Annotated in this window: 10 protein-coding genes; 1 reads left to right on the forward strand and 9 read right to left on the reverse strand. The window is 42.9% G+C overall.

Features of this window, described 5'->3' with window-relative positions; genetic code table 11:
- Positions 1-9: 9 nt before the first annotated feature.
- The 3 genes from AB3G73_RS07125 to potA are packed head-to-tail and all read right to left on the reverse strand — an operon-like array spanning position 10 to position 3,001.
- Positions 10-804: an ABC transporter permease gene (locus tag AB3G73_RS07125; protein WP_148367591.1), complete on the reverse strand. Its 795-nt coding sequence runs from the start codon at positions 802-804 to the stop codon at positions 10-12.
- Positions 798-1,598: an ABC transporter permease gene (locus AB3G73_RS07130; protein ID WP_004308090.1), complete on the reverse strand. Its 801-nt coding sequence runs from the start codon at positions 1,596-1,598 to the stop codon at positions 798-800. Before AB3G73_RS07130 ends, AB3G73_RS07125 begins: the two co-directional genes overlap by 7 nt.
- An 11-nt stretch (positions 1,599-1,609) precedes the next feature.
- Positions 1,610-3,001, reverse strand: a complete 1,392-nt coding sequence (gene potA, locus AB3G73_RS07135) for a polyamine ABC transporter ATP-binding protein (protein ID WP_099147245.1) — start codon at positions 2,999-3,001, stop codon at positions 1,610-1,612.
- A 138-nt stretch (positions 3,002-3,139) separates the two neighbouring features.
- Here potA and AB3G73_RS07140 point away from each other — a divergent pair, with 138 nt between their 5' ends.
- A complete protein-coding gene (locus tag AB3G73_RS07140) occupies positions 3,140-4,243 on the forward strand; it encodes a DUF4369 domain-containing protein (protein WP_148367590.1) in 1,104 nt (367 codons plus the stop codon).
- Between the two features lie 309 nt (positions 4,244-4,552).
- Here AB3G73_RS07140 and AB3G73_RS07145 read toward each other — a convergent pair whose 3' ends face one another.
- The 6 genes from AB3G73_RS07145 to AB3G73_RS07170 form a co-directional block, all read right to left on the reverse strand.
- Entirely contained in the window at positions 4,553-7,117 is a 2,565-nt protein-coding gene (locus AB3G73_RS07145; RefSeq protein ID WP_259023146.1) for a glycosyltransferase family 1 protein, read from the reverse strand.
- 37 nt (positions 7,118-7,154) lie between these two features.
- Positions 7,155-8,816, reverse strand: coding sequence for a glycogen/starch synthase (locus tag AB3G73_RS07150; protein ID WP_148367587.1), 1,662 nt, complete (start codon positions 8,814-8,816; stop codon positions 7,155-7,157).
- A gap of 202 nt (positions 8,817-9,018) precedes the next feature.
- Positions 9,019-9,483 carry a V-type ATP synthase subunit K gene (locus tag AB3G73_RS07155; protein WP_004316776.1) on the reverse strand — a complete coding sequence of 155 codons (465 nt, stop codon included), beginning with the start codon at positions 9,481-9,483 and terminating at the stop codon, positions 9,019-9,021.
- A gap of 74 nt (positions 9,484-9,557) precedes the next feature.
- Positions 9,558-11,375: a V-type ATPase 116kDa subunit family protein gene (locus AB3G73_RS07160; protein ID WP_320974776.1), complete on the reverse strand. Its 1,818-nt coding sequence runs from the start codon at positions 11,373-11,375 to the stop codon at positions 9,558-9,560.
- On the reverse strand, positions 11,372-11,977 hold the full coding sequence (locus tag AB3G73_RS07165) for a V-type ATP synthase subunit D (protein WP_004297640.1): 606 nt from the start codon (positions 11,975-11,977) through the stop codon (positions 11,372-11,374). Before AB3G73_RS07165 ends, AB3G73_RS07160 begins: the two co-directional genes overlap by 4 nt.
- 106 nt (positions 11,978-12,083) lie before the next feature.
- Entirely contained in the window at positions 12,084-13,412 is a 1,329-nt protein-coding gene (locus AB3G73_RS07170) for a V-type ATP synthase subunit B (protein WP_004297639.1), read from the reverse strand.
- Positions 13,413-13,417: the final 5 nt, after the last annotated feature.

Below are 13,417 nucleotides of genomic sequence, written 5' to 3' on the forward strand. Positions count from 1 at the left end.
GATAGTCTATTAATCTTTTTTCTTCGTTTTTCCTGCCCGGTAATTGATTACAACCAATAACGCCAGTACCACGACAAAAATGATAGCCGAAAGCGGACGAAGTTCCGGGGTCAAACCTCCCTTGCGGGCATCGGCGTAGATATAGGTAGAGAGCGTTTCCAAACCTTGATTACCGATAGTAAAGACAGTTACGGCAAAATCATCAATGGATAATGTCAGTGCAAGCATAAAACCGCTAATCATTCCCGGACGAATCTCCGGAATAATGACTTTCCACAAGGCCTGCATAGGAGTAGCTCCCAAGTCAAGGGCAGCTTCATAAATATTCGGATTCATCTGCTTCAAACGAGGCAACACACTCAAAACAACGTATGGGGTACAAAAAGTAATATGAGCAAGCACTACGGTTGTGTAGCCTTGTGTGATTCCCAATGATACAAACAAGAGAAAGAGTGATATACCAGTGATAATATCACCATTCAAAATAGGAATACTATTCACAAATCCGACCGCTTTGCGGGAACGGGCTTTCAGATTGAATATACCGATAGCAGCGATGCTTCCTAACAATGTAGATGCCGTTGCAGCCAATAGAGCGATAGTGATTGTATTAATCAATGCATTCATCAAAGAATGATGAGCACCGGTAGTGAATAACGAAGAATAAAGTTTGGTAGAAAATCCCGTCCAGTTACCCAACACTTTCGCCTCTGTAAATGAGTAGATCACAATAATCACGATCGGAGAATAAAGCAAGAGTAGCAATATCCACAAATAAGTCTGTGCAAATATCTTCTTTACCATAGCCCGCCTCCTTCATTTGAGTTTTCCTTATCATCGGTGCTGAACAGGGAAGTAGCAGCTATCAATAGCAACATAATGAGCGAAAGTGCCGCTCCATAGTTCCACATACTGTTATTGATATTTTCCTGAATCGTCGTACCAAAGAGTTTGATGTTATTCATCGTCAGCAACTCGGCAATGGCAAATGTCGATATGGTCGGCATGAACACCATCATGATACCACTCATCACCCCCGGCATGGAAAGCGGAAGGACTGCTTTCAGAAAAACTTGCACAGGATTGGCTCCCAAGTCTTGCGCAGCCTCGATATAACTATGATCCATCTTCTGCAAAGTGTTGTAGATAGGATAAATCATAAAGGGAATAAAGTTGTACACCATACCGAATATCAAGGCTCCCTCGCCCAACGGCACACTGAAAAAGTCGAATAAGGCAACAGTGGCAAGGGTACGCACCAGAATATTCACCCACATCGGCAGGATAAACAGTACAACCATCGTTTTAGAACGGTTCAGCTTGCTGTTGCTCAAGATCCAGGCAGCAGGATAACCCAGCAAAATACAAACAAGGGTGGTAATAATGGCAATACCAATCGAATAGACAAAGGTATTGATTGCTTCGGGATGTTCGAAGAACTTCTGGAAATTGGCGAGTGTCAAATGACCGCTATCATCAGTAAAGGCATATACGACAATTAAGAACAACGGTATGATCACAAAGATCGCCGAAAAAATAATGTAAGGGAGAGTCCAACTCTTACGTGATGACAAAAAGACTATAAACCTCTTATTCACTTCCTTTCCTGTTAATCGGTTATTTTAACTATACGAATAGCATCTGGAGGGATGGTAATACCTACACGGTCACCGTCATCCCATACATCGTTCGTATCTACAAATACATTCTCGTCCCAGTCTGACAATACAGTCAGATGATAATGGTCGCCCTTATAAAGGATGAATTTCACCTCACCCGTCAGCGTTCCGTCTTCTTCATTATCCTGAAGAATCACTTTTTCAAAGTCTACTTCCACTTTGACATTCGTATCGAAAGCGATTCCTTCCACCGGAACACATTCAAAGTTACAACCCAGGAATTCCACATGAGTAGCATCCAGCAATTTTCCTTCGAACGTATTGCAAACACGCTCTTTCTTCATGATATGGATATCGAAAGGCTTTACTAACAGACCGACTTCCGCCCCTACTTCAAAATGGTGGTAATCCTGCACCAGAAATTCATATCCACCGCACATCACCGTCATTTCATAATGCACCCCTTTAAAAATAGAAGTCTCCACCACTCCTACCAACTGTGCCATTTCCGAAACAGGGAAAATATAAAGATCCTCCGGACGGATGACTACGTCTACGGGAACATTCTCGCCAAATCCTTCATCCACACATTCAAACTCCGTACCGCAGAAACGTACGAGTTTATCATGAATCATGGTACCGTTGAGGATATTACTTTCTCCGATAAAGTCTGCTACAAAAGCATTGATAGGTTCATTATAAATATCAATCGGCGTACCGATCTGCTGAATCTTTCCCTCACTCATCACGACAATCGTATCACTTAGCGTAAGTGCCTCTTCCTGGTCGTGAGTGACATAAACAAACGTAATTCCCAAAGATTTATGCATTTCTTTGAGCTCCATTTGCATATCCTTACGCATTTTCAGGTCGAGTGCTGCCAGCGGTTCATCCAACAGCAATACTTCCGGCTCATTCACAATGGCGCGGGCAATGGCTACACGTTGTTGCTGACCACCGGAAAGAGAATCCACATCACGGTATTCATAATCCGTCATACCTACCATTTTCAAAGCAGCTTTCACTTTCTTCTCAATGGTCTGTTTCGGTGTTTTCTTCAGTTTCAGGCCGAAAGCGATGTTATCATACACATTCAAATGCGGGAATAGGGCATATTTCTGGAATACCGTATTCACCGGACGCTTATGGGGAGGGGTTTGTGTTATTTCCATCCCCGAAATTCGGATTTCGCCTTCCGAAGCTGTCTGAAAACCAGCAATGAGACGCAACAACGTGGTTTTACCGCAACCGGAAGGACCAAGTATAGTCACAAACTCGCCCTTTTTCACGTTCAGAGTCACATCATCCAATGCTGTTTTATCGCCAAAGTACTTCGATACATGGCTCACCTCAATGATGGATTTATCTTCTTGCATATTCATACTAAAGTTTGGGCTGCAAAGGTACACATTTCTGCGGTTTCTACCTACGTGTTAATCTAATATAACAGTGTTTTTCGATGCCCGACAGAAAAAAAATCTATCTTTGCATAAATATTTATTCACCAATTTTACAAAAGCATGAAAAAGTTTACTTATTTAATTATCGCAACGGCAGCGTTAAGCATGATAGCTTGTACTGGCGGAAACAAAGCCGGATATACTATCACAGGCACAGTAGAAGGTGCAAGCGATGGTGACACCGTCTATCTTCAAGAAGCCAATGGTAGAAATCTGACCAAACTAGATACAGCTGTTATCACCAAAGGCACTTTTACCTTTGAAGGCACACAAGATTCTGTGGTTAGCCGTTATGTCACTTGTGAAGTGAACGGAGAGCCATTGATGATCGACTTCTTCCTGGAAAACGGAAAAATCAATGTTGCCCTGACCAAGGACAATGATGCTGTTACCGGTACTCCCAACAACGATGCATACCAGGAAATCAGAGCTCAAATCAATGACATCAGCAAAAAAATGAATGCCATTTATGAAGCAATGGGCGACACATCTTTAAGTGATGAGCAGAAAGAGGCCAAACAAAAAGAAGGTGCCCAGCTGGAAGAACAATACGACAAAGCAATCAAAGAAGGTGTACAGAAGAATATCACCAACCCGGTTGGAGTATTCTTGTTTAAACAAACTTTCTACAATAACTCTACGGACGAAAACGAAGCTTTGTTGCAACAAATTCCTGCAAATTTCCAGAATGACGAAACAATCGTAAGAATCAAAGAGATGACTGACAAACAGAAAAAGACTGCTGTAGGCACTCAATTTGTTGATTTCGAAATGCAGACTCCGGAAGGAAAGAGCGTGAAGTTGTCTGATTATGTAGGTAAGGGAAAAGTGGTATTGGTTGACTTCTGGGCTAGCTGGTGCGGTCCTTGCCGTCGCGAAATGCCTAACCTGGTAGAAACATACGCTAAGTACAAAGGCAAAAACTTCGAAATCGTAGGTGTATCTCTCGATCAGGATGGTGCTGCATGGAAAGAAGCAATCAAGAAGCTAGACATGACTTGGCCGCAAATGTCCGACCTGAAATTCTGGCAAAGTGAAGGTGCACAGCTTTATGCTGTAAACAGCATTCCTCACACTGTATTGATCGATGGTAGCGGCAAGATTATTGCCCGCGGTCTGCACGGAGAAGAACTTCAAGCTAAAATTGCAGAAGCTGTAAAGTAAGCCCCAAAGGTTAAAGAGAAGGTTCTGCACTTGACAGAGTAGTTATAGTTGTGACACTCCATTGTCACAGTTGTGCCACACTGATGGCACAGTTGTGACAATAAGGTGGCACAGTTCTTAAAATCGTATCCTATTTCCGTTAACGTAGTTGATTGTGATATAAGTCCAACTGCTTCTAGTACAACTTCCTTAATTTTATCCTGCACATCATGAAATAGCCCCTGCAATTCGATCGATTGCAGGGGCTATCTTTATTATACTACAGAGAGGTAAGGAAGTAGCACTTCCCTACCTCCACCATTTAAGCTATTAGATAAACCAACGTACGTAGCAGAAGTCCTGACGGTGTGGAAGTTCCGGATTTTTCGGGAACATACGGTAAGCCACCTTGAAACTACCTGCATTTGACAAGCTGTGTTTAACTTGGAATGTATACAAGTCACCTTCTTTCTTGATTACACTGAACGGTTCTACAGAGTAAACATGTTGTTTTCCGTCTGCCGTTGTATAGGTAGTAACCAATTCAAGACCCACTGCATCATTCAAACCTTTCTCATCGATAACGTAAGTAATAGTATATTCTTTTCCGCTCTCGATATCACCATTCTTCAGTTCTTCCACAGTATCGCAGGACACGATTTCAATAGAATCCCATTTAGCAACAACCTCTTCTTTCCAAGCTGCGATTTCTTTTGCTTTCGCATTATCGTTAGCAGCCAAAGTCTGGAAACGTTTTGCCAGTTTGCAATAGAACTTGCTATAGTAATCATCCAGCTGACGCTTCATGGTATAATGAGGAGCAATCTGTGCGATAGAATTCTTCACCACTTTGATCCAGCCTTCAGAATATCCTTTCTTATTACGTGCATAATACAAAGGCATGATTTCAGTTTCGAGAATACTGTAAATAGTAGCAGCATCCAACTGATCCTGATGTTCCTGATTCTGGTAAGTACGTTTTTCGGTCAACGCCCAACCTGCACCTTCACGATAACCTTCCAGCCACCATCCATCTAATACAGAGAAGTTGACAACACCGTTCATCAAAGCTTTTTCACCAGACGTACCGGATGCTTCCAACGGACGAGTCGGAGTATTCAACCAGATATCAACGCCGGAAACCAGACGACGAGCCAGTTGCATATCGTAATTCTCGAGGAAGATAATCTTACCCAGGAATTCCGGACGGCGAGAGATTTCAATGATACGCTTAATCAAGCCCTGACCTGCTCCATCGTGCGGGTGAGCTTTCCCTGTAAACAGGAATTGTACCGGATAATCAGGATTGTTCACGATCTTAGAAAGACGATCCAAGTCGGTGAACAACAAGTGTGCACGTTTGTAAGTAGCAAAACGACGACCGAAACCAATCAGCAATGCATTCGGATTGATCTTATCCATCAGTGAAACGATACGAGAAGGATCTCCCTGGTTCTTCAACCATGTATCGCGGAATGACTTACGGATATAGTCAACCAACTTATTCTTCATAGTCATACGAGTCTTCCAAATCTCTTCATCGGGCACATTGTAGATAGCTTCCCAAATCTTAGGATTAGACTGATCGAACCAGAAGTTTTCGTTGAAATATTTAAAGTATAATTCTTTCCATTCTGTTGCACTCCAAGTTGGGAAGTGAACACCATTCGTTACATATCCTACGTGGCTTTCTTCCGGGAAATAACCTTTCCAGATAGAAGAGAACATTTCTTGAGAAACTTTTCCGTGCAACCAGCTTACACCGTTCACTTCCTGTGAAGTGTTGCAAGCAAAAACAGACATACAGAAACGTTCGCCCTTGTCGCCCGGATTGTTACGTCCAAGGTCCATCAAGTCATCCCATGAGATACCCATTTTGGAAGGATAACCACCCATATATTTGCCAAACAAACCTTCGTCAAAATAATCGTGACCTGCGGGCACCGGAGTATGAACAGTATAAAGAGAAGAAGCGCGAACCAACTCAATAGCCTGATCGAAAGTCAATCCAGTAGCTACATAGTCGCAGATACGCTGAACATTAATCAATGCAGCATGTCCTTCATTACAGTGATAAACATCTTTCTTGATACCCAGAGCTTTCAGAGTCAGGATACCACCGATACCCAACAAGATTTCCTGTTTCAAACGGTTTTCCCAGTCGCCACCATAAAGCTGGTGAGTGATAGGACGGTCGAATTCGCTGTTCATTTCATTGTCTGTGTCAAGCAGATACAAAGAAATACGTCCAACATTCACACGCCACACGTTTGCATGAACATAATAATCAAGATAAGGAACATCTACCACCAACGGCTGACCGTGGGCATCCATTACGCGTTCAATAGGAAGTTGACCGAAGTTTTGTGCCTCGTAGTTGGCAATCTGCTGTCCATCCATAGACAACGTTTGAGTAAAGTAGCCGTAACGATACAAGAAACCTACCGCACACAAATCAACATTGCTGTCGGAAGCCTCTTTCAGATAGTCACCAGCCAATACGCCCAGACCACCGGAATATATTTTCAGGACGCTGCTCAAGCCATATTCCATGCTGAAATAAGCTATAGATGGGCGTTGCTCATCCGGCTTCACATCCATGTAATCTCTGAATTTCGTATAAACTTCATTCATTCTTCTTAGAATCACCTTGTCTTTTGCCAGCGCTTCCAGCTTCTCATAGCTCATACGTTCCAACAACAGTACTGGATTCTGTCCACATTCTTTCCAAAGTTCCGGATCTAGATCTCTAAACAGTTCAGTCGCTTCAAAATTCCATGCCCACCAAATGTTGCGTGCGATTTCAGACAACTTCTCCAACTCTTCCGGTATACGTGATTTCACAGTAACCTCTTTCCAGTTGGGAGTATTCACATTACTAACTTTGATTTTCATAATGTTTTCGTTTACTTATTGATAAATAATTTCTTTCTTAACTCAACTGACGTATCCTTGCCTTACGCAAAGCGATATCATAAGCTTCATAATAATATTGTATAAAGTGCTTCCATAAAGCCTGCTCTGCAACTTCAGCAGCACGCTTACGGATTTCCTTCACTTCTTTCTCTGTCTTATCCGCAAATAACGTAATCGTATCTTTGATACCATCCGCCACTTCCGAATCATTATAGTCCGAACGATGCAACACTTCTACTCCATCATTAATGCCATGCTGGTTCTTCAGGCTGTTTACCCAAAGTCCGAACCCAGCCAGATCCGTAGTGATTGTCGGCACATGGAATGCTACACTTTCCAGCGGAGTATATCCCCACGGTTCGTAATAAGAAGCATAGACACTCAAATCCTGTCCCAGCAATATATCATAATATTCTTTATTCATGATACCATCACGTCCATCCAGATAACAAGGAACAAAAATCACCTTCACCTTATCTTCAGGACGATTGCCCATTCCCAGATATTTCAACATATCCAGCACCTGGTCATGAGTCATATTATGCAGCCAATGGGTGATAAACGGCACCTCAAGCGGAGTATCAAACTTTTCTTTGCTCTTCAAACGTGCCTGCAAATCCTCGCGAGGCTCTCCCACCCAACCGGGTACATTAATGAATGCCAAAACATTCTTATGCAAATTCTTATCTCTGTTCAAACGGTTTAATGATTCCAGAAAAACATCAATACCTTTATTCTTGAACTCGTATCGTCCACTGGTTCCGACAATTAACGTATCATCACCCAGATTTGTTCCCAATAACTTATTGGCTACATTCAGCATCAAGGCACGTGCACGTTTACGCTTGCCGGCAAATGTGCTTCCTTTCGGCACAAAATCATCTTCAAAACCGTTCATCAGAACAACATCTGCCGGTTTATCCAGTAATTCCTTGCATTCATTATTGGTTATTTCACTCACCGTAGTAAAACAGTCTACATAGTGTGCAGTCTGTTTCTCAATCGAGTGTTTCGATTGCATGTTCAGTTCCTGCGCCATCTGGTCGCCATTGTAAGCAAACAGATAATCATATAACGGCTTATGATTACCGGCAATGGAACGGCCGATAGAAGTAGCATGGGTCGTAAAAATAGTAGCAACCTCCGGCACAGCTTCCTGTACATAAAGTGCTCCCATTCCAGTCATCCATTCATGTGCCTGATATACCACCTTATCCGTTTCCGTCAGGTTGTAGCGATAGAAACTCTCCACCACTCTTCCTGCGGCATAGGAAAACATAGAAGCCTCGTCATAATCGCCATAGGCGTGCAACGAATCTACTTGATAACGATTCCACATTTCTGTGTATATATCGTCTCTCTTTTCAAAAAAAGGTTGGAAATCAACAAGAATGACTATGGGCTCACCGGGGATATTCCATCGTCCCACACGGACACAAAGTTCGTCTTTCTCAAGCGCATGCTTTTTCCAGGCAGCACATAGGTTATCCGACTCGATGAATAGAGGGTTCTCCTTTCCTTGCCACACATCAGGACCTATGAAAAAAATTCTGTCGCGGAATTTTTCCTGTAATGTATTTGCCCGTGTCGACAAGACGGTATATATACCTCCCACTTTATTACATACTTCCCAGCTGGACTCGAAGATATAATCGGGGGTTAATAAATCTTTTACCATATAATATATTAAAACTCTTTTTAGTATGCGAGTGCAAAAGTACACATTATTCTTTGAAAAATAATACTTTATACAAAAAATATGAGTTAAGAAGAAGAAAGAAACGTTGCCTTACAATGAAAAAAGAATATCCCCTTGCACATGCGAAGCTGCATGTACAAGGGGATTGAAAGTCTTTTATAGGAAATATTCTTGCTAAAAATTATGCAACGAGTGCGCTACCGATCAAGAAGGTTGCAGCCAAAGCAACGATTGCATAAAGTTCTGGGAATACGGCAAGAATCAACGTATTGCTAAATACATTGTGTCCCTGTCCGATTGCTGCGATACCATTTGCACAAACTTGTCCCTGACGGATAGCAGAGAATAAAGCAACCAATCCCAAAGCAATACCTGCACCAAGCACTGCTGATGCTTGGATAGCTGTAATTTCAGGAGTCAAAATACCGAAGATCGTCTGAAACATGAAATAACCGGCAAAACCATAAAGACCTTGTGTACCCGGAAGAGCTGTCAATACCAGGAAGTTACCGAATGCGCTATCATTCTTCTTCAATGCTCCGATAGCAGCATTACCTGCAATAGTTACTCCGTAAGCACTACCAATGCCCGACAAACCAACCATAATCGCGATGCCAATGTAGGCGATAAACAAATTCATTTCCATAATCTTATTCTATTTTTTATTGTTTAATTCTTAAAATATTAATTCTCAATTTCTAATTCTTAATCTTCAAATTTTCAATTTCTGAACGGTTTGTACTCTTTACCGCCTCCTTCGTATCCGGAGTTCTTGAAGAACTCAACGAACGTCAGACGCATCGGGTGAACCATTGCACCCAGCACATTCATAAAGATATTGATGGCATGACCGATAACGAAAATCAGTACCATAACAATCGGACCTGCTATTACATTATCCGGACTCATACCTACTGCCAGGCTGTTGAATACTCCCGCCAAAATACCTCCGGAAAGTCCGAGGGCAAACAGACGAACGTAAGACAATACATCGCCAAGCAAACCGGTAACCATATTATATGAATCCCACAATCCCAGTCCGATATTCAGGAAAACATTCTTTCCCGGACTGTTATAAAGGAAAATCATAGCAGCCGAAACACCCAGAATAACCAAATGCACAGTGCTTCCCATCGGCATTACCTCCGGCAACAAAGCCGAAACTGCCATGGAAACCAGCAGGATGATCCATCCGATCGTTGCCACTGCATATTTGAAACCAAACTGAATGGTCTGATTCACCGCCTTCAATACCATACCGAATAGAATTTGGATAGCTCCCAATATCAACGATAATTGGAACATATCATTGTTATCCATCAGGACAGCATGTTTCAGACGTTGAACAATCGGCCAGTTCAAATCGTAGATGTTCGCTCCGAAGAACGTACCTGTCAGCAAACCGCAGAAGAATGTTGAAACCGCCAATACCTGTATCAATGAAATGATTGATTTCATCGACGGGGTCACTTTCTTCGCCATCAACCGATAGGCAGTAGCTCCCAGGAACAGGAACAAACCATATCCGGAATCTCCCAGACAAAGTCCGAAAAAGATCATGAAGAACGGGGCAAAGAACGGTGTCAAGTCCAATTCATTATACTTCGGAAGCATATACAACTTACAGATCGGTTCGAACCAGGCAAAGAATCCCTTATTATTCAATCGAATAGGAACATTATCACCCGGCATCGGATCGGTAATCTCATAATATACATGTGCGTCATTCAGATAAGCCTCTATCTCCACTTGACTGAATGCAGGTGCCCATCCTTCAATCAACATCAGTTTGTCGCCGGCCGTCTGCTCGGTACTTAACACGACTTTAGAGAATTCAATCTGACTTTGCAACTCTTTCAGGGCAGCCTTCAAGGAAGGAATTTCCGTTTCGGAAAGTGCAACCAGCTTCTTTTCATTCTCTTCAACGGCCTGTTCGGTCGTATTGTAAAGCGTTTCAAGGTGTGCCAAAGAGTATGCAGGTAATTTCGCCTGTTCTACATCCAAATCCACTTCCTGCCCGCCTTTCGTCAGAGTCACGAAGAATACTTTAGAAGAGATGCGGTTCACAATCATTGCATCGTATTCCGTTTCCCACTCTTCCTTGTAATTTCCTTCCGAACAGCTATAAAAACCGATTACATAACCGGCATCTTTCAGCTTCTGAACATTGTCCGGTTCAAAGTTGCCCCAGGCTTCCAGCGCTTCTTTCTCTTTGGCATAGCTTTGCAACTGCTGCGACAGCTTTCCATGCTCTGTTTGCAGGGCATCCACTTCGTCCAGCACTTGCATACCACGGGCAGCCGTTCCGCCTTCCGTAGCAATCACAGCATTCTTTTCATGCTTCTGATTCTGAAGCAACTTCAAGGTAGCCGCCAAGCGATTGGAAAGACGAATATTCTCCTGCAACTCCGTGTTATCAGCAGCCCCCTGTTGTTTCTCCACAATATGGACTACCCCAAGTTCACGCAGACTGTTCAGGAATTCTTCATACTCTTTGTGATAAACCAAGAATGTGAGTTTCTTCATTTTTGTAATCATGCCTCTACCTCCTTCCTTTTTTCTTGATGGGACTTCATGATCTTTTGCGAAGATTTCGACAGGTTTTCTTCATCTTCCATGAATCGTTTGATCTTTCGCAATGCATCCTGATAGCCCGGTATCTGTACCTTCTCAAAAAGGTTCACCTTTTGAGTGGTCTTTTTCCTTGCATGTTCTAACAAGTTCAGCTTGGCGAGCATAAATTCACGTTCAATTGCCGTATGAGCCAGCTCTTCCAATAGATGGATACCGTCGGCATACCACTTGGGAGCATTAAACATACTGTACGGACGTATCTCGAATTCCACATTTTCGAGCAACGGTACGCGCACACCCGCAATCTTTTTCACGCCAAGATGAACATCATTCACCTTTATTAATGAAGCGTCAAACTCATTCCAAAGGGCGAACATGGCTTCATAGGCTTGAATTTGTTGTTCGAGCCTATCCTCCAGATCGGCAGCTTCCGTTTTACAGCGTTTCACTTCCATGCGGAGGGCGCTTTCCTTATTCTTAATAATAGGAAGCGTACGCACCCGCACTTTCAGTTGCTTTTCGAGCTGCTGAAGAGAGGTTTTGTTATATTGAAACTTTATAGCCACGATGTTCTATTTACTATTTAACTATTTACGATTTACGACTGAAATTACTTTTATGACCATTTACAATTAACAAACTTCAATCGTAAATGGTAAATCGTCTAATCGTCTAATTATTTTGTTTTGGCCAGTATTGATCCACCAAGTCTTTCTTGATATTCACTTCTTCCGGACGGAAATATTTACCGAACAAGCCCCAGGCAACGTCCAGCATTTCAGTAGTATCAAGATTGACATCAATAGCCAATAACTGATTGGAATAGTCCTTCGCAAAAGCCAACGTACGTTCGTCGTAGTTGGTCAGGTCGAAACCATTTTCCATCTTCGTCTTAGCGTTAGCGGCATCGGCATACAGACGTACAGCGGCATTCATCACTTGCGGATGGTCCTTACGTGTCTTCTTACCGGTTACCAACTGTTTCAAACGAGACAATGAACGGAACGGGTCAACAATTACCTTACCGATATCACTATCACGACGCAGGAACAACTGACCTTCAGTGATGTAACCCGTATTATCAGGTACAGCGTGCGTAATATCTCCACCAGACAAAGTAGTCACCGCAATAATAGTGATTGAACCGCCGGAAGGGAACTGCACCGCCTTTTCGTAAATCTTTGCCAAATCCGAATAAAGCGATCCCGGCATAGAGTCTTTCGAAGGAATCTGATCCATACGGTTAGATACGATTGCCAGCGCATCCGCATAGCTCGTCATATCCGTCAATAGTACCAGCACTTTCTCATTATTATTTACTGCAAAATACTCTGCAGCAGTCAATGCCATGTCCGGAATCAACAAACGTTCTACCGGAGGATTTTCGGTTGTATTCATGAAACTCACGATACGGTCGAGCGCACCTGCATTAGAGAACACATTCTTAAAATACAGGTAGTCATCATTCGTCATACCCATACCTCCGAGGATAATCTTATCCGTTTCAGCACGTAAAGCTACGTTTGCCATTACCTGATTAAAAGGCTGGTCGGGGTCGGCAAAGAACGGAATCTTCTGACCCGATACCAGTGTATTGTTCAAGTCGATACCGGCAATACCCGTTGCAATCAGTTCCGACGGCTGTTTACGTCGAACCGGGTTCACAGACGGACCGCCAATTTCCACTTCCTGTCCTTCAATGTCCGGACCTCCATCAATCGGATCACCGAAAGCGTTGAAGAAACGTCCGGCCAGCTGCTCACTCACTTTCAATGTAGGCGATTTGCCGAGGAATACTACTTCGGCATTAGTCGGAATACCCTCCGTACCTTCAAATACCTGCAAAGTGACATCGTCACCGGCAATCTTAACCACCTGTGCCAGTTTACCGTCCACGGTGGCAAGCTCGTCATACCCTACTCCTGTCGCTTTCAGCGAACAAGTAGCCTTGGTAATCTGAGTAATCTTGGTATATATCTTTTGAAAAGCTTTTGTTGCCATCTTAC

Source organism: Bacteroides sp. L008 (genome assembly GCF_040812255.1).
GTDB classification, from domain to species: domain Bacteria; phylum Bacteroidota; class Bacteroidia; order Bacteroidales; family Bacteroidaceae; genus Bacteroides; species Bacteroides vicugnae.